At 63.3% G+C, this 23,859-nt stretch carries 19 protein-coding genes and 1 pseudogene; 13 read left to right on the top strand and 7 right to left on the bottom strand.

Annotated elements, in window-relative coordinates; all coding sequences use genetic code 11:
• Positions 1 to 255: 255 nt before the first annotated feature.
• Positions 256 to 459, bottom strand: coding sequence for a cold-shock protein (locus U5768_RS05335; RefSeq protein ID WP_133186543.1), 204 nt, complete (start codon positions 457 to 459; stop codon positions 256 to 258).
• Positions 460 to 916: 457 nt separating this feature from the next.
• Here U5768_RS05335 and U5768_RS05330 point away from each other — a divergent pair.
• The 5 genes and pseudogenes from U5768_RS05330 to U5768_RS05310 form a co-directional block, all read left to right on the top strand.
• Positions 917 to 1,065, top strand: a pseudogene (locus U5768_RS05330) (IS3 family transposase); the annotation flags it as partial.
• 586 nt (positions 1,066 to 1,651) lie between these two features.
• On the top strand, positions 1,652 to 2,602 hold the full coding sequence (locus U5768_RS05325) for a hypothetical protein (protein WP_322029331.1): 951 nt from the start codon (positions 1,652 to 1,654) through the stop codon (positions 2,600 to 2,602).
• A 203-nt stretch (positions 2,603 to 2,805) separates the two neighbouring features.
• Positions 2,806 to 4,083: an HlyD family efflux transporter periplasmic adaptor subunit gene (locus U5768_RS05320; RefSeq protein ID WP_322029330.1), complete on the top strand. Its 1,278-nt coding sequence runs from the start codon at positions 2,806 to 2,808 to the stop codon at positions 4,081 to 4,083.
• A gap of 1 nt (position 4,084) precedes the next feature.
• Positions 4,085 to 6,199, top strand: a complete 2,115-nt coding sequence (locus U5768_RS05315; protein WP_322029329.1) for a peptidase domain-containing ABC transporter — start codon at positions 4,085 to 4,087, stop codon at positions 6,197 to 6,199.
• On the top strand, positions 6,196 to 7,752 hold the full coding sequence (locus U5768_RS05310; protein ID WP_322029328.1) for a TolC family outer membrane protein: 1,557 nt from the start codon (positions 6,196 to 6,198) through the stop codon (positions 7,750 to 7,752). The genes U5768_RS05315 and U5768_RS05310 overlap by 4 nt, the downstream gene beginning before the upstream one ends.
• Before the next feature lie 41 nt (positions 7,753 to 7,793).
• Here the strand turns inward: U5768_RS05310 and U5768_RS05305 are convergent, their stop codons facing one another.
• Positions 7,794 to 8,666 (bottom strand): LysR family transcriptional regulator, encoded by an 873-nt coding sequence (locus U5768_RS05305; RefSeq protein ID WP_322029327.1) that lies wholly within the window; start codon positions 8,664 to 8,666, stop codon positions 7,794 to 7,796.
• Positions 8,667 to 8,786: 120 nt separating this feature from the next.
• On the opposite strand from U5768_RS05305, the gene U5768_RS05300 reads away from it, so the two are divergent.
• Positions 8,787 to 9,065, top strand: coding sequence for a hypothetical protein (locus U5768_RS05300; protein WP_322029326.1), 279 nt, complete (start codon positions 8,787 to 8,789; stop codon positions 9,063 to 9,065).
• A gap of 17 nt (positions 9,066 to 9,082) precedes the next feature.
• On the opposite strand, the gene U5768_RS05295 is transcribed toward U5768_RS05300, so the two are convergent.
• Positions 9,083 to 9,352 (bottom strand): hypothetical protein, encoded by a 270-nt coding sequence (locus U5768_RS05295; RefSeq protein ID WP_322029325.1) that lies wholly within the window; start codon positions 9,350 to 9,352, stop codon positions 9,083 to 9,085.
• Between the two features lie 436 nt (positions 9,353 to 9,788).
• Here U5768_RS05295 and U5768_RS05290 point away from each other — a divergent pair, with 436 nt between their 5' ends.
• On the top strand, positions 9,789 to 10,916 hold the full coding sequence (locus tag U5768_RS05290; RefSeq protein WP_322029324.1) for an aromatic ring-hydroxylating dioxygenase subunit alpha: 1,128 nt from the start codon (positions 9,789 to 9,791) through the stop codon (positions 10,914 to 10,916).
• Positions 10,917 to 10,981: 65 nt separating this feature from the next.
• Here the strand turns inward: U5768_RS05290 and U5768_RS05285 are convergent, their stop codons facing one another.
• The 4 genes from U5768_RS05285 to U5768_RS05270 all read right to left on the bottom strand — a co-directional run bounded on the left by U5768_RS05285 (position 10,982) and on the right by U5768_RS05270 (position 15,495).
• Complete coding sequence (locus U5768_RS05285; protein WP_322029323.1) at positions 10,982 to 11,440, bottom strand: PRC-barrel domain-containing protein; 459 nt, start codon at positions 11,438 to 11,440, stop codon at positions 10,982 to 10,984.
• 240 nt (positions 11,441 to 11,680) lie between these two features.
• On the bottom strand, positions 11,681 to 12,619 hold the full coding sequence (gene motB, locus U5768_RS05280) for a flagellar motor protein MotB (RefSeq protein ID WP_322029322.1): 939 nt from the start codon (positions 12,617 to 12,619) through the stop codon (positions 11,681 to 11,683).
• Positions 12,620 to 12,629: 10 nt separating this feature from the next.
• Positions 12,630 to 13,499: a flagellar motor stator protein MotA gene (gene motA / locus U5768_RS05275; protein ID WP_322029321.1), complete on the bottom strand. Its 870-nt coding sequence runs from the start codon at positions 13,497 to 13,499 to the stop codon at positions 12,630 to 12,632.
• Between the two features lie 43 nt (positions 13,500 to 13,542).
• A complete protein-coding gene (locus U5768_RS05270) occupies positions 13,543 to 15,495 on the bottom strand; it encodes a putative bifunctional diguanylate cyclase/phosphodiesterase (protein ID WP_322029320.1) in 1,953 nt (650 codons plus the stop codon).
• Positions 15,496 to 15,631: 136 nt separating this feature from the next.
• On the opposite strand from U5768_RS05270, the gene U5768_RS05265 reads away from it, so the two are divergent.
• From U5768_RS05265 to gsiB, 6 genes are all read left to right on the top strand, one after another.
• Entirely contained in the window at positions 15,632 to 15,886 is a 255-nt protein-coding gene (locus U5768_RS05265) for a hypothetical protein (RefSeq protein ID WP_322029319.1), read from the top strand.
• Positions 15,887 to 16,092: 206 nt separating this feature from the next.
• Complete coding sequence (locus U5768_RS05260) at positions 16,093 to 17,991, top strand: PAS domain S-box protein (RefSeq protein WP_322029318.1); 1,899 nt, start codon at positions 16,093 to 16,095, stop codon at positions 17,989 to 17,991.
• A 290-nt stretch (positions 17,992 to 18,281) separates the two neighbouring features.
• Positions 18,282 to 19,217 carry a MurR/RpiR family transcriptional regulator gene (locus tag U5768_RS05255; RefSeq protein ID WP_322029317.1) on the top strand — a complete coding sequence of 312 codons (936 nt, stop codon included), beginning with the start codon at positions 18,282 to 18,284 and terminating at the stop codon, positions 19,215 to 19,217.
• Positions 19,214 to 20,197 carry an isoaspartyl peptidase/L-asparaginase gene (locus U5768_RS05250; RefSeq protein WP_322029316.1) on the top strand — a complete coding sequence of 328 codons (984 nt, stop codon included), beginning with the start codon at positions 19,214 to 19,216 and terminating at the stop codon, positions 20,195 to 20,197. Before U5768_RS05255 ends, U5768_RS05250 begins: the two co-directional genes overlap by 4 nt.
• 47 nt (positions 20,198 to 20,244) lie before the next feature.
• On the top strand, positions 20,245 to 22,146 hold the full coding sequence (locus U5768_RS05245) for a dipeptide ABC transporter ATP-binding protein (RefSeq protein WP_322029315.1): 1,902 nt from the start codon (positions 20,245 to 20,247) through the stop codon (positions 22,144 to 22,146).
• 101 nt (positions 22,147 to 22,247) lie between these two features.
• The gene (gene gsiB / locus U5768_RS05240; RefSeq protein ID WP_415913853.1) at positions 22,248 to 23,792 is read left to right on the top strand and encodes a glutathione ABC transporter substrate-binding protein GsiB; all 1,545 of its coding nucleotides are present in this window, start codon (positions 22,248 to 22,250) and stop codon (positions 23,790 to 23,792) included.
• The last annotated feature ends 67 nt before the right edge of the window (positions 23,793 to 23,859 follow it).

Here is a 23,859-nt window from a genome sequence, read left to right as displayed (position 1 = left end):
CGCACGTGCCGCGCAAAAAGTGCACGGGGGCGCCGATTCAAAGCCATTGCAAGCCGAATCTGAAGCAGTCGGAAAGCGAAAAAGCGGCGTTGGAGCCAGAGGGGAGAATGAGGTGCAACGAGGCGTATGGCGCCTGGCAAGCTGCCGATAAACGGGGGCAGCTAAAGAGCGGTCGCGCCAACTATGGGAGATAAAACTCCGCGAGGGTGTCGCTGCAACCCGGCATCCCTTGCAGGATGCCGGGTCCTTCAAACTTTACAGCGGCTTGATGTTAGCCGCTTGCAGACCCTTCGGGCCTTGCTTCGTTTCGAAGCTCACCTTCTGATTTTCAGCCAGCGTCTTGAAGCCGTCGGCGCGAATCTCGGAGAAGTGAGCGAACAGGTCGTCGCCGCCCTTGTCCGGGGTAATGAAGCCAAAGCCTTTGCTGTCGTTGAACCACTTGACGGTACCGGTTTCCATGAAGAATCCTTGAGAAAAAAATGAAGATTGTTGCTCTTAGGAGCGCTCGAAACTTCAAGGAGGGAGAGGGACAACGAATACCGCTGGGAAGCGAGCAATTGATGAACAGCAATCGAACTTCTTGAATTTCGAACACCACATTACCCGTCAGGCGCTCCGGAGTCAATATCTAACTTGTAACTGTTTCAGGGGCGGACCCTGAGGAAGCCGTGGCGGCAGGCGCTTTGGGCTCCGTTCCGGGGTGCGATGCGATTTCAGTGGGTGAGCGGGCGATGTGGAACTCGTCCGTGTGAATACAGGGCGAGCCGGGTACCGGCGCGGCATGAGGACGGAGGGCCTCACGGCTGAGCCGCCGGTCACCGATTGCCCGGGGTGGACCACGTTGCTTCTCACAACGGCGATACAAGCGGAGAACGAGGCCTCGGGGCCGCCAACCAGATCGCGCTTGAGCGCGACGGAACCCGTCGAACTAGCAACGCTGCGATGGATGCCCTGGTACAACCCTCGTCGGCTGATCGGAACCTACCGGCTATCCCGCCCGCTGAAGCCGAGGCAAACCATTACAGCCAACTCAGAAATACCGCTGACGTGATTGCCTTAACTTAAACCAACCCGCCTCCACGATTTCCCGGTGCGGTTCATTGGTGTCCGCGTTCGTCATTGTAATGGTCGCTGACATCGATAACTCGATCACCGCGCGGCCGCTGCGAGAATGCTTGCCATGCGCCGCAATTAATTCTTCGTCTGCCTGCAATGGTAAGAATCACACTCCTGCGGTAAACATTTTGAAGGCCTTCCTACAGCCTAATCCGAACGCTTGCGATGGAATGTTCATTTTTAAGGATGATCTGTAAAAAATAAAAAAAATGACGAGTATTCTTTATCGAGACTAACTGGGGACTGATAACATTTTTTTCTGTCGTCACAATCGGGCGGCAATTAACCAGAATAGGAGAAAAATGATGGAAAAGATTGATCGCAGCAATCTTGCGAATGTGAATGTTGCGGGCGGCTGCTGCAAGTGCTCGTGCAAATCGAACTCGGCACCGGTTCCGCAACCGGTCAAGCCAGTTTGCTGAGTCGCCTGAGTAGTTACAGGTGATAACGAGGGGAATTCCTCCAAGGGGGATTCCCCTTCTTCTCTCCTCAGGGTTCTCATCCGTTACGAAATCGTTGAGTCTTGAGTTTGGCTATGGCTGGCTTACTGTCGTTTATCAAGCGGCTTCGCGCCACATTCATGTTCTGGAAATTCACGCTGCGCCGCCGCTTCATTGGATGTTTGCCTTTTTCCGCCATTGAACATAGCGCGAAGTTGGCCTGGTTGATCCGTGCTGTACATGATGGCCGCGTTCGCGCCTCCGGCGTCGCACGCTACGAGGCGGGCCGCATTGACGTCGGACTTTCGCGCGGGAATGCCCTGTTGACGATGAGCGCCAATGTGCGTGAATCGTTGCTCGACGAGCGGATATATGCCGGTCGTGCGCTCCAGTACCGTTTCGGCTCCGATTTGAGGGATGTCGCGTTGCAGTTGGCCGGAAAGATCCGGGAAATCAAGGCCAGCGCGCGGGATCGTGCTGTGGTGCTTTCACCATTTCACTACGTATCCCAATACGCGAACATCTATGTCGTGGACGAAGTCCGTCGCGAGCTGGCACTTCCATCGATGTCTGTCGTTTCCGGTGTTCCGCGAGATATCTACGGCGAAGATGCTGCAATGATTCCGTCGATCCGCGTCCTCCATACCTACGACGAAAGCGGTAGTGAAAGCCGCGGGGGATTGGGGCTGCAAGTTGTGCGCGCGCTCCGTCGTGACGGCGTAGTGGTTATTTTCTCGGACGTACCGCCGTTCACGCTCATGAAGTTCCCGATGGAAACGGTAGACGTGACGATGTTTGGCCGAAGCGCCCGTGTGCATAACGGGGTGTTCAGGCTGGGCGCGACGGTCAATGCGCTGCTGCTGACATTTTATCTGCGCTTCGAGAATGGCCGATTCAACATACGGCTGTTCGAGCCCATCGCGCTTCGCGACTTCGACGCGCCTCAGCGGCTTGCCAACGATATCGAAGCCGCGCTCAGGGAAAACTATCCACATTGGCTCTACGCTGGCCATCCTTCTGCCTATCATTTTGCGGCCGCCCGGTAGGCGATGGCTGGAAAGCACGGGCGCGACAAGACCCGTAGTGCACACCGCTGGAAAACATGCAGTTTGTCGGCGCAGCATGCTCTGGCAGGCAAGCGGTCATCCGCGGAGTGTCGCCTTGCTATCGGGGCTGCGTAGCGCGTGGCCTTGCAAAAAAAGCATGGAGATAAACCGCAACCCGGCAGCGAATCGCATGCGCAGACGTCGTGAGCCAGGCCCTGTTCATCGAGCGCAGCCCTTTCAACAGCCTGCTAGAGATCTATAGAAAGTTGGAACCCATCTATCTTCCAGAATTTCAGGACATCCGCTGGCGCTGGATCGCCTATGTCGCTTCGATTGGCGCGATAGTGGGTGTGGTCTTTGCATTTACACACGAAATCGAATTGAAGCAGGACGTGCGCTGCGAGATCGTGTCGTCGGCGGAAATCAAGGTGCGGGGCGCAAACGGTATCGTGGCCGGGATCTATGTTCAACCGCCCGAACGTGTGAGCGTTGGTCAGCCGCTCTTCCGTGTCGAACAGGATTCGTCGCTTACGAGCGACGGCATGCGCCACGCTGCTTTTGATGCACAACTGCGCGACGAGGAGCGCAGAGCCGCTGATGCCGTGTACACACAACATCACGTCGATCTTACGGGCCAACTTTCCACGGCGCGAACCAATGAAGCCAGCCGGCGCGCTGAGTTGGCTGAACTGGATGTTCAGGGTGGACAGAACGGATCGCTGGTGGGCGAAGCGCAAAAGAAGCTTAAGCGTCTTGAGTCCGTGTCCGACTTTGTGACCGCCGACCGTATCGAACAGGCACGCACGGAAGTGCATCAGGCCCTCATCGCGCGGGCCGAAACGGCTTCGCGGCGCCAGCAGGCGCTTGCGGCGGTGACAGAGCTGCAAAATACCAGGACATCACTGGACGCGGAGCTTCAGCAACTCGAAGCGCGCCACGCGCGCGACTTGCGGGAAGCCGATGCACGCTTCGAACAAACCCGTCGCGACGTGACGATTTCCGCGCCGAAGGCGGGCATGGTCGCTTTTTCGCGGCTGGTTTCAGGCGGCGCGCTGCAATCGACCGATATTGCCATGGTGATTGTCACCGACACAGCACAGCCCTTGCGCGCCGAACTACGCATTCCTTCCCGGCGTCGTGGTTTCGTGCACGAGGGACAGACAGTCCGCCTCAAATTCGACGCATTTCCTTACGCGCGTTTCGGCTCTTACGAGGCACACATCGACTCGATTTCACGAACCACAGTCGCCGAATCCGCGCCGTCCGGCGGCCCGGCTGGAAGCCCGGACGCAGCGGCAGCCCTTTCGAATCAGGGCGACGAATACGTCGCATGGGTAACGCTGCGCGGGCATACGTTCGATTACGGATCCCAGCATTTCGACATCCTGCCAGGCATGCAGGCAACAGCGAGCGTTGTGGTGGAGCGGCGCACGCTTGCGGAATGGGTCCTGGAGCCGCTATTCAGGATCGTGCGAGGTTGAGATGCGAGTGATCTACCAGAACGAAGTTTCCGAGTGCGGTTACGCGTGTCTTGCGATGGTACTCACGCATCTCGGTCGTGCGACGGAAGTGCGCGAGTTGTCGGCATTCAGGCCGATTTCGGCAAACGGCCTTTCGCTGATGGATCTGTACGACACGGCGACGGACTTCGGCGCCGAGGTTCAGGCGTTCCGCTTCGAAGCGTCACATGTCGGGCAGATCAAACGCGGCTCGATCATCCACTTCGGCGGCGCGCATTTCGTCGTCTTCGAGCGTGCGACACGACACTACGTTCACCTGATCGATCCGGCGGTGGGGCGCCGGCGCATTGCGATGGACATGTTCGTGTCGTGCGTATCCGGCTATCTCATCGAATGTGCGGCATCCCCTTCGCTGGCGCGCATCAAACGGCGCTCGCGTGTGCCTGGCGCGCTCGCGCGCCTGCGCTTGCTCAATCCGCAGTTGCGCGGGCAGTTTGCGAAGATCCTTTTCGTTGCGCTGGGGGCCCAGCTCGCCATACTCGCGCAGCCGTATTTCGGCTCGCTGTTGCTCGATCACGTCGTTGCAGAGGACAATCTCAATCTTCTCAATGTGCTCGTACTCACTTTCGGAACGATGTTCGTTGTCGGCGCGTTTAGCGAGTACGCGCAAGGCGTGCTCGTTGATTTGCTGTACGCTCACGTGAGCGTGAACGTCACGGAAGGACTGTTCGCACACCTGCTCAGTGTCCCGGTCGCATACTTCGAGAAGCGCAACGTCGGTGACGTCTTCACGCGCTTCAAGGCGCAGGAGGAGATCAACACCTTTGCGTCGCGCACAGCGGTATCGTTTTGCATCGACCTGATAGTCGGATTGCTCGCGCTCCTGTTGATGTTCGCACAAAACGCGAAGTTGTCGGTCATCGTGGTCCTGATATTTGCGGCCTATATAGTCGTTTCCGGAGTCATGTTTGCGTCGATGCGCGACATGCACGCCCGCGTGCTTCAGGAAAGTGCGCGTTGCGACGATGTGCTTTTCGAAACCGTGCGTGGTGCGTCGCTCATCAAGCTTTCGCAAGGCGAAACGCGCCGCGTGGCGCGTTTCATGGAACTGTTTCGCACCTATGCGTCGGCCCTCTTTCACACCAGCCGGCTCAAGGCGGCGCGCGACGCCGCGCTTAAATTGCTCTCGCACGCGGAAACGCTCGCCGTTATGTGGTTCGCGGCAAAATTAATGCTGGTCGGTACGTTGTCCGTGGGCGCGTTTTACTCGTTCATGATCTACAAATCGCTTTTCTCCGCGCGTATTGCGACTGTCATCAACGCGGGCTTTTCGTACTTCATGTTAAGTGTTCCTGTCGATCGGGTAGACGATATCGTGGAGTGCGAACCAGAACGATACACAGCGTTTGCCGATGTCAGAAAGTCCGTCGAGGTAAGCCGGTTCGAGCGTATTGAAGTGTCCGGCGTGACATTCGCATATGGTGTTTCCGATCAGCCAGTGCTTGAGAATGCGAGCCTCGACATCGCGCGCGGTGACAAGATCGTCATCACCGGCCCGTCGGGTGCCGGAAAATCGACGCTTTTCAAGTTGCTGGGCGCAGTGGAGGCAGCCCAGCAAGGCGAAATCACCCTGAATGGCATCGCCTTGCGCAATTTGAGCGTCGATGAGGTCCGACGCCATACGGTGCATATGCGCCAGGGCGACATCATATTTCATGGCTCGATTGCCGAAAATATCTCCCTTTTCGAAGGCAATCCCGATGAAGCACGTATTCTGCGCCTGCTCGAGGACGTCGGTCTTCTCGAAGACGTGATGCGATTGCCCATGCGCACACGCACGATCATCAGCGATACGCTCGCCAATATTTCCGCCGGGCAGCGGCAGCGGCTATTGCTCGCCCGCGCGCTCTATCAGCAGCGTGAACTGTTGCTGCTCGACGAACCGACCTCGAATCTCGACCCGGTTGCCGTGCGCCGAATTTCGGCGCTCCTCCTCGGCGTTGATCGTACGGTCGTGGTCATCACGCACGATGTCGCCATGGTGGATGGGTTCGAGAAACACTATCGGCTGACGAACGGTGCGTTCGTGAATGTCGAGGATCAGCCGAGGCAAGCAGCGATGGAGGTCGAAGAATGAGCGGCCCGGCGTCCCGGTACACGGCGCGCGCGTTCGCGCTTTTCTGGCTGTTGCTGGCGAACAGCGCACATGCGGAGGACCTGCTCTCCGTGGTAGAAGACGCGCTTGAGAACGACCCCGCACTCGCGGCGTCTCACGACGCGTCGCGTGCCGTCATGCAGGCGGTCCCCAAGGCGCGGGCCGCGCTACTGCCGCATGTCACGGGCGGCTGGGGCCGCGCGTACAACAGTATCTCGATGGATGGTATTCCAGCCCAGCATTACTGGCAGAACGGCTGGACGGTCGGCTTGACCCAGCCGATATACAACTGGGCGAGCTGGACTACGTATCGTCAGGCCGAATACCAGGTCGTGCGCGCGCGCCTGCAGGCCGCGAGTTTCGAACAGGACACCATACTCGCGGTATCGCAGGCCTATTTCGATACGCTGGCGGCTCAAGATGAAGTCGTGCGTGCGACGGACTATCTGCATGCGCTCGACGAGCACGCCGCGCTCATCGCTCGCGCAAAGGCGGCAGGCGAGGCCACGCTTATCGATGTCCAGGACGTAGAGGCGAGCCGGGCGCAGGCGCGGTTGCAGTTGCTCGATGCGCAGAGCGCAGCGCGTCTCGCACATGTGGCGCTCGAGCGCCTGGCCAACCGACCGACCGCGTCGCTCGCTTCGTTGCTGCCGGGCCGCGCGCCGACGCTGCAGCCTGCCGAGGCCGAACCGTGGGTCACGCAGGCGCGCACGCACGGCTACGCCGTACAGATGGGAGAAGTCGCGCTGCAAATTGCGAAGTTCGATACGGAAAAGGCACGTGCGGAGCGTTACCCGAGTGTCGATGTTCAGATCACGCATACACCGGCGGGGGCTGCGGGAGGCTATTCAAGGCCGACCACGACGACGACGGGCATGCTTTCCGTGACCATTCCCCTGCTGTCCGGCGGCGAGGTCTCCGCCAAAATCGAAGAGGCGAAGGCTCTGGAAGACAAGGCTCGCGACGAACTCGCGGTGGCCGGGCGCGATTCAGGCGAGGGAGCGCGCGACGCGTGGCTGCGCGTGACTTCGGGGGCGGCGCGGGTGACTGCGCTGGAGCAGGTCGTGCAACGGACGCAGGCGGCGCTAGACGCGACACGGACCGGCTTTCGCGTGGGAAGCCGTTCGAGCCACGATGTGTTGCAGGCGACCGATACGCTCTACGCCAACCGCCGAGATTTGATCCGGGCGCGCTACGATGTTGTCCTCGCTTTGCTCAAGCTTCTATCCCAGACTGCAACGCTGGATGTGGACGAAATTGCACGTATCAATACCCAGCTCTTTGACGCGGGTGAGACGGCGGTGCGAGCGAAGCCAAAGCCAATGAGCGTTGCGACGCCGGCGAGCAGCGACGCAAATCTGTCGCGCCGGGCGCAAAGCGAGCCTGCAATGCCGCTGGCAGCAAGGAGAACGCAGTCGCCAGGCGGCGGTGCGCCCGTGCAGGATCCAGCCTTGTCGCCGCATGCATTGGCGGCCGCAGAAATGGCGCCCGTGGCGCCCGCGTTGCACGACGACTACATCCCGCTTTCCCGCTGAGCACTACGCACTCCTGTATCGGGCCGTACGCGAGACAACAGTTACGCGGCCCGCGTTAAAACATCAAGCGCAACCCGTGTCGAGCGATCCACCTGCCTGGCATGCGCGATACCAAGCTGGCGCCATAACGCCGGGCGAAGCGGGCGCGTGATCATGCGCGCGTCTTGATGTCCGTCTCCCTCGTAGGGAAGAAGCGCTGCACCATAGCCGGCCGCAACCAGACTCCGGATCGCATCGTTATAGTTAAGCTCGATTCGCGCGGCCGGCCGTTGTCCACGACCGGCAAACCACTTCTCGGTCAGACGCGAAAGCTGCGTCGTTGCATCGTTGAGAATGAGCGGCCGGCCAGCCAGCCATTTCGGCGTCACGTAGGCCGGGCATTCCCACCCGGCCGGAAGAAACGCCATAACAGGATCTCGCCGCCACGGTTTAACCACAAGGCCGGCCGCCACGGTAAGCGGCAATGCAACCAGTCCGATGTCCAACGCGCCTTCTGCGAGGCGCGCAATCGCGTCCTGCGACTTGAGCACCGTAATCTGGATGTCGATCCCAGGATGCTGCCGTCCCAACACTTCGAGTGCCTGCGGCAGCAGATGCGCGAAAGCGCTCGTCGACGCACCCAACCGCACGCGGCCCTCCGTTCCCTGAACCTGCCGATGGACTTCCTCGATTGCCTGGTCCGCGTCAGCCAGAAGGCGGCGGGCGCGCGCCAGCAGGGTTTCGCCAATCGATGTCGGACAAATGCGGCCTCGCGTGCGTGACAGCAGCGGCGCGCCAATACGCTCCTCCAGTTCCCGGATGTGAAGGCTGATTGTCGGCGCAGCGAGGTGCAGGATGCGCGCGGCCTCTGCGAATGAACGGTGGTCCGCAATTGTCACGAGAGTCCGCAAGCGGTCCAGACTGATTTCTCTCATCTGCTCACCCAGATTCAGAAAAGCTGAAGGTTATGGTCGCCAAATGCAACTTTTCGAATCTTACTCCGCCTCGTACATTGGGTGCGTGGTTACACCAAGGGAGCCATCAGGGGAGGGAAAATGGTTGATGTCAGAAACGGGATTCAAGGTACTGAGGAAACCCAGGTACCCGATAGCGATGCCGAAACGCAGCTATGGGTCGGCGCGCTGGTATTCACCGGACTGCTGTTGACGCTGCTTTTCATCGCCGGGCTAGCCGTCGTAACGGCGCCGCGCAACGTAGACCGTCAATGCTTCGAGCGGAACGTGGCAGACGAACAAACGTTGCAGGAAGCGTTCTTCCAGTATCCGGCCGCCGGGAACGCCGTTACGCAGGCAGTGCGAGGGTGTTCGCACTAGCCCATGGGGCGGGCGCTTCAACTGCGCTCCGAATGCCTCAAGCGCTTGAGCACGAGCACGCAGAGCGCCGGCAGATGCACGACGCCCAGCCCGCACGCGATCACGGCCCACGGTGGCGCGATCGTACCGGCCATCATGCCGCCGACCACGCCGAAGCACAGGCCGGCCAGCAACAGCGTGGCGTGGGCGACGATGCGCTTCGGCCCTCGCTCCGTGAAGCGTGGAATGTTCGCGTGGACATACACCACGATCAGCAAAGCGACGGTGGCAACGGCGGGGAACAGCATGTTCGAATCCTCGATTCCGGCAACGATGACGGGAGGCAGGCGCCTCCGGAGTCTTCGACTGTAAGGGAGGATTGCCTTCGCGTCGATGGTTTGAGGCTTCGGTCTAGCACCAAACCACGTTGTCGTACGCCACCGTACGGCGATACACGTTCTTGCCGCGCCAACTGGAAAACTCCATATACGCGCATTCCAGCACCAGAATCCAGTTCGTGATCCGCATCGCCGCTCCCAAAGGTTGTTCGCAGTGCTTCGTTCGACTGCGGGACCAGTCTATGACCGGGGCTCGGCGGACAATGGGCCGAGCAGGGCGCGATATGGCGTCCAGTTCGCGGCATGGGTGCGAGACTGGCTCGATGCCGGCGACGAAGTAATCAGCGCCTGTGAGGGACCAAAATCTGGTCCAATTAACCCCTCCCATTCGATCGTCTCATTCGCCATGCTGAAAAACCTGTGGTACGTCGTAGCCGCCACCGCGGACCTGCGTGACCAGTTGCTGCCGGTCACACTGCTCGGCCACCGCTTCGTCGCGTTTCGCGACGCACAGGGCCACGCGCAATTGCTCTCCGATATCTGCGTGCATCGCGGCGCGTCGCTCGCGGCCGGACGCCGCGCGAACGGGGAAGTGCAGTGTCCATACCATGGCTGGCGTTACGGCGGCGACGGCGTGTGCACCCACATTCCCGCGCAGCCGCAGGCGCGCATTCCGGCGCGTGCGCGCGTGGACGCTTACCCCGTGGTGGAGCGTCACGGCTGGATCTGGGCGTTCGTGGGCGACCTGCCTGAAGCGGAGCGGCCGCCGCTGCCCGATCTCGGCTGGGCCGACGATCCGGGCGTGCGCGTCGTGTACGGCACCTATGCATGGGAGGCGAACTGGGAACGCGTGATCGAAAACGGACTCGATTTCGCGCATGCGCCGTTCGTGCATGGTAGTTCGTTCGGCGCGCCCGATCGCCCCGAAATCGACGCCGTCAACGTGGACGCCGACGCCTGGAGCGGCCGCGCGCAACTCGTGATGCGGCGGCCCGTGCGCAAGGGTTGGCTGCGCCGCGTGCCCACGGGCGAACATGTCGATGTGATCACGCAAACGGGCTTTCATCTGAGCGGCCCGTGCGCGACGCTCGAACTGAAGCTGGCCAACGGCTGGCGCATTCATATCGCATCGGCGCATGTGCCGGTGGACGCGGGACGCACGCAAACATTCTGGATGATGGGCCGCAGCTTTCTGCGCAATCCGCTGCTGGACGGGCGTTTTCGCGCGCGCAATCTGCGCATTTTCGAGGAAGACCACGCCGTGCTTCGGCGCATTCGGCCGGTTCGCGTACCGGAGAGTTGGCAGAACGAAGTGTCGGTGAAATCGGATGCCTTGCAGATCGCGTTCAGGCAACGCGTACGGGCGCTGGCGGATGCCGGCTGGCGCGTGCCGGAGGCCGCGCAGGACAACCGCGTGGCCACGGTGATTGCCTGCCCGCTGCGGCGCACGGTGGACACGTGGGCGCTGGAGGCTATGGGCGCTTGCGAAGAATCGCCGTCCATCGCCGCGAAGATCGGGACCACGCCGCGCTGAAGGCTCCGAACGCGCGCTCGTCCTCGTCGTTCGTTGTGCGGAGCCGCCAGGCGCGGGAAATCCGTTTAGTGGCGCGGCGTTACCGGTTCGACCGCGGCCCAGTAAGGCTCGGCGCCGTAATACGCGTGCAGGGTGCTGCCCCAGGTTGCGTCGGCCATGGAAGGCCAGCTATCGCGGTCGAAGCCCGGCGCTTCCTTCACGCGCTCCGACGACACATTGAGCAGGAAGCACTTGCGGCTCGTATCGAGCATGAGCGCGCCCCAGGGAATGGCGAGCAGCTTGTCGCCAATGCCGAGGAAACCGCCGGTCGACATCACCACGTAAGCCACGCGGCCGCTCTGCACGTCGAGCATGATTTCCTTGATCTTGCCGACTTCCTGGCCGTCCGAACTCAGTACGCGGTCGCTGTCGAGCGTGCTGGCGGCCATCACGTCGGGGCCCGGTCCGGCGGCCGTCATGCGGCCCTTGCCTACGATGCGCACGCCATTGCCGGTCGGCATGGGCGGAGGTGTGAAGGTGGGCATGCTGGTCTCCCATATGAGGGGAACAACGTTGAGTCCGGCCAGACTCCCGACGATTCCCATGTCATGCGGCACGCGATGCCGCGGCGGTTCTGGCCGCCTGTCGTGAAACACAGCAAGCGGCGTACCGCGTGACAAGCGTTGCTGCGCTGCGCCAGTGCGAGGCGCAGCGAACGGCGCTTCTGCCGATGGGAAGGCAGCGTTTGAGCCTAGCGGCCGCGCCGCGCTACCGTCCCCGCAGCCTTACGAGGCGGGCGTGGCGGCCTTTTGCGGCGCGTCGACGTCGTAGCGTTTCGCCTGTTCGAAGAACGCGCGCTCCGCGGCCTTGTTCATCACCAGAATGCTGATCCGCCGGTTGAGCGGGCTGTCCGCCGTGTCGTGGTCGAGCGGCAGCACATCGGCGAGACCGCGCACCTGAAGCAATTTTTCCTCGCCCAGATGCCCCGCTACCAGTGCGCGGCGCGCGGCGTTGGCGCGTTCGCTCGAAAGCTCCCAGTTCGAATAGCCCGCGAGGCCGCCCGAGTAGGGCACGGCGTCGGTGTGCCCGGCGATCGACACGCCGCTGTCCACGTCGTTGAGCGCGCTGCCGATCTGCACGAGGATCTCGTACGCATAGTCTTCGAGTTTCGCGCTGCCGGTCGCGAACATGGGGCGCTTGAGCGAATCGACGAGTTCGATGCGCAGGCCCTCATCCGTGATCGACATGCGAATTTGATCGCGGTACGCGCGCAATTCCGGCTTGCGTTCGATGAGCGCCGAGAGTTTTTCCTTGAGTTGCGAAAGGCGCGACCTGTCCGCGGCTTCCACGGGCGCCGCGTGCGAGAGCGTTGGCTGCGCGTTCGAGCCGCCCACGGCGGGCGTCTTGCTGGAGAGGTCGCTGCCGCCGCCTTGCACCACGCTCGGGTTGGGGTTCGAGGCGTTGGGCTTGCTGCCGAGCATGGCCGAAAGCGGCGTGTTGAAGTACTTCTCGATGCCGTCGCGGTCGTACTGCGACGTCGAGCCGAGCAGCCACATCAGCAGAAAAAACGCCATCATCGCGGTCACGAAATCGGCGTAGGCGATTTTCCAGGCCCCGCCGTGGTGGCCTTCGTGGGCGCTCTTTTTCACGCGGCGCACCACGAGCGTGGTCTTGCTGCCCTCGACGTCGCGCGCGGCGCGCGACCCAGGCGTACGTTCAGCCATGTCCGGACTCCTAAGCAGCCTTCGGCGTTTTGGTGGCGCGTACCGCTTCGTCCAGCTCCTGGAAGCTCGGGCGGTCGGAGGTGAAGAGCACCTTGCGGCCGAATTCCACGGCCACCGGCGGCGCGTATCCGGCCAGCGAGGCGAGCAGCACGGCCTTCACGCACTGGAACGGTTTGCTGGCGGCGCGGCCCTTGGCGTTGAGCAGGTCGGCAATGGGGCCGACGAAGCCGTAGGCGAGCAGAATGCCGAGGAACGTGCCCACGAGCGCGCCCGCGATCATTTCGCCCAGCACGGCGGGCGGTTTCCCGACCGAACCCATGGTGTGCACGACGCCCATCACGGCCGCGACGATGCCGAAGGCGGGCAGGCCGTCGGCCATCTTCTGGATGGCGTTGGGCGCAATCGAGACTTCGGAGTGGTGCGTGTCGAGTTCTTCGTCCATGAGGTCCTGCATTTCCATCGGATTGACGTTGCCGCTCGACATCATGCGCAAATAATCGACGATAAAGTCGCGCAGATGATGGTCGGAAAGCACGCGCGCGTACTTCTGGAAAATCGGGCTGTTCTCGGGCGATTCGATGTCGGCTTCGAGCGCCATCATCCCTTCCTTGCGCGCCTTTTGCAGCAACTCGTAGAGAAGGGCGATCAGCTCCAGGTATTGCGCCTTCGTGTAGCCGCCGCCCTTGAAGCAGGTGGGCAGCGCCTTGAGCGTCTTGCCGAGCGTGGCGGTGGGATTGCTCACCACGAACGCGCCCAGCGCCGCGCCGAAAATACACAGGAGTTCGAACGGTTGAACGAGCGCGGGCAGATGGCCGCCCACGCCCACGAAGCTCCCGATCACCGATCCGAGCACGACGATCCAGCCAATTGCTACAAACATGATGTCTACCTTTTCATTCTTGAAGTAATACCTGCCAACCTCTTCAGGCCGGCTCGACCAGACGCTGAACCCGCGCCTCGTTCGCCGCGCGATCCACGTTCAGCAAGGCGTCGATTTCGCGCGCCGCCATCGCTTTGCCGAAGAAATAGCCCTGCGCGTAATGGCAGCCCTTCGCCGCCAGCGTGCGCGCGAGTTCCGAGGTCTCCACGCCCTCCGCCACCGTGCTCATGCCGAGGTTGGTGGAGAGCGCGATGATCGCGTCGACGATCTTGGCGCTCTCGTCGCACGAAGCCATGGAGAGCACGAAGGAACGGTCGATCTTGAGCTTGTCCACCTTCAGCTCGCGCAGATGCTGGAGACTCGAATATCCGGTGCCGAAATCGTCGAGCGACATGCGCAGGCCCGCGTTGCGGAAATCCGCAAGCACGGCGCGCGCGGCGTCGAAGTCGTACATCAGCGCCGATTCGGTGATCTCGATCTCCATGCGCTCGGGCGGCATGCCTTCGTCGGCGAGGATCGTGAGAAGCAGCGCCGCGAGTTGCGTGTCCTTGAATTGCGCGGGCGAGAGATTGAGCGCGAGGTGGTAGCGCGCGGGCCAACTGAGCGCGTCGCGGCACGCGCGCCGCAATATCGAGGCCGTGAACGCGGGTGAAATGCCCATCTGCTCGATGAGCGGCACGAACACCTCGGGCGAGATCCAGCCGCGCTGCTCGTGGTGCCAGCGCGCGAGAATCTCGAAGCCGGTGGTTTGCCCATCGGCGAGTCGCACGAGCGGCTGGTAGAACGGACGGATCTCGCCGCCCGCGAGCGCGCGGCGCAAGTCCGATTCGAGCGAGGCTTGCAGGCGCAGCTCGTCGTCCATCTTTTGCTCGAAGAAGCGGTACGTGCCCTTGCCCTCGCATTTCGCGCGATACATGGCGATGTCGGCGGCGCGCAGGAGCGCGTCCGGATCGCCGCCGTCGCGCGGGCAGCACGCAATGCCAATGCTCGCGTCCACGTTGATGCGCAGCTTGCCGATGTCGATGGGCGCGCGCGTGGCGGCGAGCAGACGCTGCGCCAGCTCGCTCGCGGCCTCGATATGGTCGTCGCGATGCACGCGGGCGAGCACGGCGAACTCGTCGCCGCCCAGGCGCGCGACGGTGTCGCCGTCGCGCACCACGCGGCGCAAACGCGCGGCGATCTCGCACAGCACGGTGTCGCCCGCGGCGTGGCCGTGAAAGTCGTTCACGGGCTTGAAGCGATCGAGGTCGATGACGAACACGAGGTAGTCGGGCGAGCGATGTTGCGTGCGCTCCAGCGCCGCGCTCATCTCGGCCGCGAGCAGACGGCGGTTGGGCAGACCGGTAAGCGGATCGTGGCGCGCGAGCGCCTGGGCGTGCGCCTCGGCCGCGCGCGTGGCCTCGTGCGCGAGATGCAGCTCGCGAGACTTTTCGCACAACGTATCGAAGGCATGCGCCATCGCGCCGATCTCGTCGGTGCGATTCATGCCGGGCAATGCTCGCATGTCTTCGCCGTGCGCGAGGCGCACGAGCGAATCGGTCAAGGTATGCAGCGGGCGCAGCAGCGTGCGTTCGAGGTAGTGCAGCAGCGCGAAGCCAAATGCGAACGTGGCAAACGCGATCGCCAGCGCCGCTTCGAGCGTGTGATGCACACTGAGGATGCCGCGTTGCATCTGGCTATGCAGATTCTCGACGGCAAGCGCGCGAGGCGAAGCGGAAGCGGCTTGTTTATGCGGCGATTCGCTCTTTCGCGCGGCGCTTTCGTCGTGCCAGGTCGTGTCCACGTGCTCGAAAGCCTGGCCAAACGCGATCAACTGGCTTGCAAGCAGCGCGGTTTGCGCGGCGAACAACGCAAAGAAAAGACCGATAAAGAACTTCGTGCGAACGCGGATAGAAGCGCGCAGCGCAGCGCGCGCACGGACTATCCAGGGCAGCGCCGCCGTCGTTTTCAAGGCGGTGGTGGGATCGGGCATGGCCGCCACGGTTTCCTGACTCATGTCTCGATGTCCGTGGCGTTAGATTTTGCGCGTGCGCGCCTGCGCCGCGAGGCGGCGTACCGCGTAGTGGCGCGACGTGCCGTTGTGCGCTTGAACGCGGCGCGAGGGTGCGCGACGCGTGCGGGGCGCCGCGCTCATGCGCGTGCTGGCGCCACGGCCGGCGGCAATACGCGCTGCGGTGGCGACGCCAGTGGTCTGTTTCAGTCGCAGTGTTTGCGCAAGGGTTCTCATGGTGACACCGGAAGGGGTGGAGCTTTGCCCTTTTTACGGCGGTGCAAAAGCGTTGCTGAAGTCGTCGCGCTTGCTTTTTTTTGAGGGCTTGATCGAATTTCGCAACACGTTCATCTATCGGTTAAAAGCGGCACATAATTCGGATATCGAACTAATTTGAATGCACTTGACTACGCCTCGATTCCGGAGAGCAGCCCGTGTATACCGAACGTTCGTGCGTTTGACCTGCGGCTTCCGCCTAAGGGAAATGCCTGACGGGGAAGGCCCGCGCTTCAGTTTTTGCCCGATGCGGCCGTAAACCCGGGTAAGGCGCGCCGGTGCGGAAAGCGCCATGCAACCGTATCCGCCCTGCCGGGACTTCCCACGATGATCACTGCTCCGCTTCCTCTTGATGAGGACGTTCGCCTGCTGGCGCTGCGGCAACTCGACATACTCGACACCGATCCCGAGGAGGCGTTCGACCGCATCGCGCGCCTGGCCGCGTTCGCGTTCGGTACGCCGATCGTGCTCATCTCGCTCGTGGACGAAGACCGCCAGTGGTTCAAGTCGCACCATGGGCTCGCGGCTTGCGAAACGCCGCGCAGCGTGTCGTTCTGCGCGCATGCGGTGCTGAGCAAGCGCATGCTCGTGGTGGAAGACGCGCTCGACGACGAGCGCTTTCTCGACAATCCGCTCGTCACGGGCGCGCCGAACATCCGTTTCTATGCGGGCTCGCCGCTGCGCTTGGCCGACGGCCAGGTGGTCGGCACGCTTTGCCTCATCGACGAAAAGCCGCGCGCGTTCGATGCAGCCCAGGGCGCGATGCTCGCGGACTTCGCGCATCTCGTCGAACGCGAACTGGAATTGCGCCGGCAGTTGAACCGCTCGCGCACGGCGCACGAGCGCGACCGCCGCTCGCTTGCCATCAGCGAGGCGCGCTTTCGGACCGTGTTCCAGCAAACGCCGATCGGCAAGGCCGTGGTCGATCTCGACGGCCGTTTTCTCGACGTGAACCAGAAGTTCTCCGAGATCATCGGCTACGAGGAAAGCGAACTGCGCCGCCGCACGTTCGCCTCGGTCACGCATCCCGCCGACGTTGCCGCCGATCTCGCGCAAGTGGCCGAACTGCTCGCGGGCCGCCAGGCTTCGTACGCAATCGAAAAGCGTTATCTGCGGCCCGACGGCCATGCCGTGTGGGTCAACCTCGCGGTGTCGCTCGTGCGCGACGTGTCGGGCGCGCCGCTGCATTTCATCGCGGCAGTCCAGGATATTTCGAGCCGCAAGAAGAGCGAGGAGGCGCTGCGCAACTATCACGTCGAACTGGAGGAGCGTGTGCGCGAACGCACGGCGGAACTGCGGCGCAGCCGCGACGCGCTGCAAACCATCACCGACAACGTGCCCGCGCTGATTGCCGTGGTCGATCGCGATCTTTGCTACCAGTTCAACAACGAAACCTTCAGGCGCGTGTTCGGCGCGGAGCCGGCCGCGTTGCGCGGGCGCAGCCTGAGCGAAACGCTGCGCCCCGAAGTGTTCGCGCAGTTGCAGCCGCTCTTTGCGCGCGCGCTGGCAGGCGAGCGCGTGACCTGCGACGAGGTGCGCTACCGGGCCGACGCCGACCGCGTATGGCAGGCCACTTACATTCCTGCGAAGCGCGAGGGCAAGGTCACGGGCTTCTACGTGATGGCGCACGACGTGACCGAGCAGCGCCGCACCGAGCAGCGCCTGCGCGAGGGCGCGCTGATCGACCCGCTCACGGGACTCGCGAACCGGCGCGCGCTGCAGGAGACGCTGTGCGAATTGCGCGCGGGCGGCGAGCCGTTCGCGCTTTTCTTCATGGACATGGACGACTTCAAGGCCGTCAACGACCGCTACGGTCACGATGTGGGCGACGCTTTGCTCAGGGAGATCGCGCGCAGGCTCGTCGCCACCGTGCGTACCGGCGACGTGGTGAGCCGCCTGGGCGGCGACGAATTCGTGGTCGCGAGCCGCGGCGTAAGCGACGCGCGTACCGGCGAGCGCATCGCGGCCGCCATTTGCCGCGAGGTGTCGAAGGCGTTCGTCGTGGCGGGGCGCGTGATCGAAACGAGCGCGAGCGTGGGCGTCGTGCTGATGGGCGCCGCGGGTGTCGTTGACGCAACGAGCGCGGTGCTTTCGGCCGAGGCGGGGAACCAGACGCTGGCCGAAGACCCGCTTTGTCTTGCCGATGCGGCAATGTACGAAGCCAAGCGCGCCGGGCGCAACACCTGGCGGTTGGCCCCGGGCGCCGAGGCGATGGCGGCGGTGTGACGTTGCGCCTTCCGTTTTCATGTGACTGATTCGAATGCCGCTGGCGCCCTGCTGGCGGCAAGTACTGCCCCCAAGTGCTGCCCCTCTCTGCGCGGCGCTTTACGGCTTCTGCCGGCTTCTCCTTCCAAAAATCCCGCAATCTACTCGAGGCACCCCGGGCCGCGGGGAGTCAATTTCCCTTTTGTTTACCTTGAATAGGGTAAACCCCGGGCGCGATGAAAATTAATTTTCACTAAGATCCGTCCATGTAATTTCATTTACGGACTTGCCGTCTCCATTCCGGCCCACGCATGCCAACCCGACCGCTCACTCCCGACACGCCCGAAGCCGAGATCGTCGCGCGCATCACCGCTGCGATGCCCGTTCTTACGCCGGGCCACCGGCGCATGGCCGAGTACGTGCTCGCGAACCTGTTCCACGCCGCGACCATGCGCATCGACGAACTGGCGGGCGCCGTGGGCGCTTCGGTGGCCACGGCCAACCGCTTTGCGCGCTCGCTCGGTTTCGACGGCTATCCGCAGTTTCGTGAGGCGCTCGTGCGCGGCTTCGAGGCCACGCTTGCGCCGGTCGAGCGGCTGCGCAGCGCGCAGGAGTCGCCCACCAGCGGCGCCGGGCTGTTCGGCGCGTCGCTCGAGCAGGCCGAATCGAACCTGCGCCTCTCGCGCCAGTCGATCGACAGCGAAGCGGCCGCCGCAGCCGTGGACGCGATTCTCTCGGCTCGCCGCGTGTACGTGATCGGCTCGGGCACGAGCGCGTTTCTCGCCGGGCTCATGGAGAACGCGCTGCTGCCGTATCTGGACAACGTGCAGGCGCTTTCCACGGTCGGCGGCCCCACGCATTCGGCGCGCAGGCTGCTCGGCGCGAACAAGGACGATCTGGTGATCGGCATCGCGTTTCCGCGCTACGTGGACGACACCATCAAGCTCTCGCGCCACGCCGCGAAGCTCGGCGCGCGCGTGCTCGCGCTCACCGACAGCATCGATTCCCCGCTCGCGCGCTTCGCCGATCTCGCGCTGCTGATCCGCTCCGAACGGCGTCTCGCGGCGAATTCGGAAGCCGCGGTGCTGGCCGTCATCGAAGCGCTGTGCGACGCCGTGGCGTTGCGCGCGAAAGATTCCGTCGTCGCCGCGGCGGCCATCACCGAATCGGTGCTGCCGTGGCTCACCTCGGCGCAGGCGGCTGCCGCGCCGGGCGCTCCGTCTTCCCCAACGAAAAAGAAGTCATGAAATCGAACGCAGTCATTGCCATTCACGGCGGCGCGGGCACGATCCTGCGCGCTTCGATGGCGCCCGAAGTCGAAGCCCAGTATCTCGATGCGCTGAGCCGCATTCTCGCGGCTGGCCAGCACATCCTGGCCGAGGGCGGCAGCGCGCTCGACGCAGTCGAGGAAGCGGTGCGCCTGCTCGAAGACTGCCCGTTTTTCAATGCGGGCCACGGCGCGGTGTTCACGTCCGCGGGCACGCATGAACTCGACGCCTCGATCATGGACGGCCGCACGCTCGAAGCGGGCGCCGTGTGCTGCGTGAAGCGCGTGCGCAATCCCGTGCGGGCCGCGCGCCGCGTGCTGGAAAAGAGCGAACACGTGCTCTTCACGGGCGAAGGCGCCGAAGCGTTCGCGGCGGCGCAGGGCCTCGAATTCGCCGATGCCGGTTATTTCCATACCGATGCGCGCTATCGCCAGTGGCAGATCGCCCGCACCGAAGCGCGCGCAATGCTCGATCACGACGGCGCCGCGCTCGAAGCGCAAGCCGCGCAAGAGAGCCTGCCGCACGAGCCGATCGACCCGAACCGCAAATACGGCACGGTGGGCGCCGTGGCGCTCGACATGCACGGCCACCTCGCGGCGGCGACCTCCACAGGCGGCATCACGAACAAGCAGGTGGGCCGCGTGGGCGACGCGCCGCTGATCGGCGCGGGCTGCTATGCCGACGACGCCACCTGTGCGGTATCCACCACGGGATCGGGCGAAATGTTCATGCGCATGGTCGCGGCCTACGACGTGGCGGCGCAAATGAAATATCGCGGTGTTTCGCTCTCCGAAGCAGCGACGAATGTCGTGATGGAGCAGTTGCCGCGCATCGACGGCCGCGGCGGCCTGATTGCCGTGGACGCACGAGGCAACGTGGTTCTGCCGTTCAACACCGAAGGCATGTATCGCGGTTACGCGCGCGTGGGCGAAACGCCCGTTGCGTCGATCTACGCTTAAGAGGCGCATCGCTTTGCGCATCAAACGAAGGAATCCTCATCGTGCAGATGTCCCCGCACTCTCTTGATACCGCGTCTGCCACGGGCGGCTCGGCGCTGCCGGCAAACCGCGTGGTCGACGTTCGCGATCTCAGCGTGTCGTTCAGGCGCGGCGCGCGCACGTTCGAAGCCGTGCGCAACCTGTCGTTCCACGTCGATCGCGGCGAAACCCTCGCCATCGTCGGCGAATCGGGTTCGGGCAAGTCGGTCACGTCGCTTTCGCTGATGCGGCTCGTCGAGCATGGCGGCGGCAGCATTACGGGCGGCAGCATCGACCTGCGCCGGCGCAACGGCAGCGTGCTCGATCTCACGCGGGCGACGGCATCGACCATGCGTTCGGTACGCGGCGCGGACATCGCGATGATCTTTCAGGAGCCGATGACCTCGCTGAACCCCGTGTTCACGGTGGGCAACCAGATCAGCGAAGCGATTGCCCTGCATCAGCAGATGAACGCCGCGCAGGCGCGCGCTGAAACGCTGCGGCTGCTCGACCTCGTGCGTATTCCCGAGGCGCGCCGCGTGATGGACCGCTTCCCGCATCAGCTTTCGGGCGGCATGCGTCAGCGCGTGATGATCGCGATGGCGCTCTCGTGCAAGCCCGCGCTCCTGATCGCCGACGAACCGACCACGGCGCTCGACGTGACAATCCAGGCGCAGATTCTGCAGCTTGTTCGCGGCTTGCAGGACGAGATGGATATGGGCGTCGTGTTCATTACGCACGACATGGGCGTGGTGGCCGAAGTGGCGGACCGCATTCTCGTGATGTATCGCGGCGAAAAAGTGGAAGAGGGCGCATCCGATGCGCTTTTCGCAGCGCCTTCGCATCGCTACACGCAGGCGTTGCTCGCCGCCGTGCCGAAGCTCGGTGCGATGCGGGGCACGGACCTGCCCGAGAAATTCGAACTGCTTTCGATGAACGATGCGGCGCGCCCGGGAGTTGCGACGAAGATCCCGGCGAACGCGCCGAAGACGGACGCCGCGCCGGTCCTGCGCGTGCGCGATCTCGTCACGCGTTTTCCCGTGCGCAGCGGCCTGTTCGGCAAGGTCACGGGCCGCGTGCATGCGGTCGAAAAAGTCAGCTTCGATCTTCACGCCGGCGAAACGCTCGCGCTGGTGGGCGAGTCCGGTTGCGGAAAATCGACCACAGGCCGCTCGCTGCTGCGTCTCGTGGAAAGCCAGAGCGGTACGATCGAATTCGGCGGCCAGAATATCAGCACCCTCACGGGGCCCGCGTTGCAAGCGTTGCGCCGCGATATCCAGTTTATTTTCCAGGACCCGTTCGCCTCGCTCAACCCGCGCCTCACGGTCGGTTTCTCGATCATGGAGCCGCTGCTCGTGCATGGCATTTCGAAGGGCGCGGAGGCGCAGGCGCGCGTGGAATGGTTGCTCGACCGCGTGGGCTTGCCGAAGTCGGCGGCGGGGCGCTATCCGCATGAATTCTCGGGCGGCCAGCGTCAGCGTATCGCCATTGCGCGTGCGTTGTCGATGAACCCGAAAGTCGTGATCGCCGACGAATCGGTTTCGGCGCTCGACGTGTCCGTGCAGGCGCAGATCGTCAACCTCATGCTCGATTTGCAGCAGGAGCTAGGCGTGGCGTACCTCTTCATCTCGCACGACATGGCCGTGGTGGAACGCGTGAGCCATCGCGTCGCGGTGATGTATCTGGGGCAGATCGTCGAAATCGGGCCGCGCCGCGCCGTGTTCGAAAACCCTCAGCACGCCTACACGAAAAAGCTCATGGGCGCGGTGCCGATCGCCGATCCGGCGCGCCGCCACGCCAGGCGCGTGCTCGCCGCCGACGAACTGCCGAGCCCGATTCGCGCGATGGGCGACGAGCCGCTAGTGTCTCCGCTCGTGGCGGTTGGCCCCAATCATTTCGCGGCGAAGCATCGGGTGGGCGGCGCTTACTGAACACGCCGCATTGCCGCGCCGCGGTGCCGCACCAATCGTTCGCTTTTTAGCTGGTTCATTTCGCCGAGTCGTCAAGATTCATTGGTATGGAGACCTGATTGATGAAAGAAGTCAAAACATGGATGAAGGGCAGCGCGCTCGCACTGGCGCTGATCGCCGGCGCGACGGCCGCGCACGCCGCCGAACAGCGCGCCGTGATGGCCGTCGATTCGACCTTCTCGACGCTCGACCCGTACGACGCCAACGACACGCTTTCGCAGGCCGTTTCGAAGTCGTTCTACCAGGGCCTGTTCGGTTTCGACAAGGACCTGAAGCTCACCAACGTGCTCGCCACGAGCTATGAAGTGAGCGGCGACGGCCTCGTCTACACCTTCAAGCTGCGCCAGGGCGTCAAGTTCCAGGACGGCACCGACTTCAACGCGGCGGCCGTGAAGGCGAACTTCGACCGCGTGACGGACCCGGCGAATCATCTGAAACGCTACAACATGTTCCGCCGTATCGCGAAGACCGAAGTGGTCGATCCGTACACGGTGAAGGTCACGCTCAATGCGCCGTTCTCGGCGTTCGTCAACGTGCTCGCGCACCCGTCGGCGGTGATGATTTCGCCCACGGCCATGAAGAAGTGGGGCAAGGACATCGGCCTGCATCCCGTGGGCACGGGTCCGTTCGCGTTCGTGAAGTGGGACCCGGCGGGCGACCTCGTCGTGCACAAGTTCGACGGCTACTGGAAGAAGGGCTACCCGAAGATCGACGAGATCGACTGGAAGCCGGTGGCCGACAACAACACGCGCGCCGCGCTCATGCGCACGGGCGAAGCGGACTTCGCGTTCCGCATTCCGTTCGAGCAGGCGAGCGCGTTCCAGTCGAGCCCGAAGGTGGATCTGATCGCCACGCCCTCGATCATTCAGCGCTATATCAGCCTGAACACCGCGAAAAAGCCGTTCGACAATCCGCTCGTGCGCGAGGCGCTGAACTACGCGATCAACAAGGACGCGCTCGCGAAGGTGGCGTTCTCGGGCTACGCGCTGCCTTCGGACGGCGTGCTGCCGCAAGGCGTGGACTATTCGGTCAAGCTCGGTCCGTGGCCGTACGATCCGGCCAAGGCGCGCGAACTGCTCAAGCAGGCCGGCTACCCGAATGGTTTCGAAACGACGCTGTGGTCGGCGTATAACAACTCGACCGCGCAAAAGGCCATTCAGTTCGTGCAGCAGCAGCTTGCGCAAGTGGGCGTGAAGGCGAACGTGGAAGCGCTGGAAACGGGCACCGCGGTCGCGCGCGTGGAAAGCGCGCAGGACCCGGCAACGGCGGGCGTGCGCATGTATTACATCGGCTGGTCGTCGTCCACGGGTGAGGCGGATTGGGGCATCTCGCCGCTGCTCGCTTCGGCATCGTGGCCGCCCAAGCTCATGAACACCGCGTACTACAAGAATCCGGCCGTCGATCAGGACCTCGCGAAGGCGCTCGAAACCACGGACCGCGCGCAAAAAACGGCGCTCTACACCGACGCGCAAAAGCGCATCTGGGCCGACGCGCCGTGGGTGTTCCTCGTAAAGGAGAAAGTCGTGTACGCGCGCAGCAAGCGCCTGGCGGGCGCGTACGTGGCGCCGGACGGCTCGTTCAATTTCGACGAGATCTCGATTCGCTAATGCGTTGCGCGCCGCGCCGGAACCTTCGAGTCCGGTGCGGCGCGCGCGCCTGAATGCAGTAACGCGC

The organism is Paraburkholderia sp. J76 (genome assembly GCF_905220295.1).
GTDB lineage: Bacteria > Pseudomonadota > Gammaproteobacteria > Burkholderiales > Burkholderiaceae > Paraburkholderia.
Note: the sequence above shows the minus strand (reverse complement) of the source record. Positions and strands in the feature narration are given on the sequence as shown.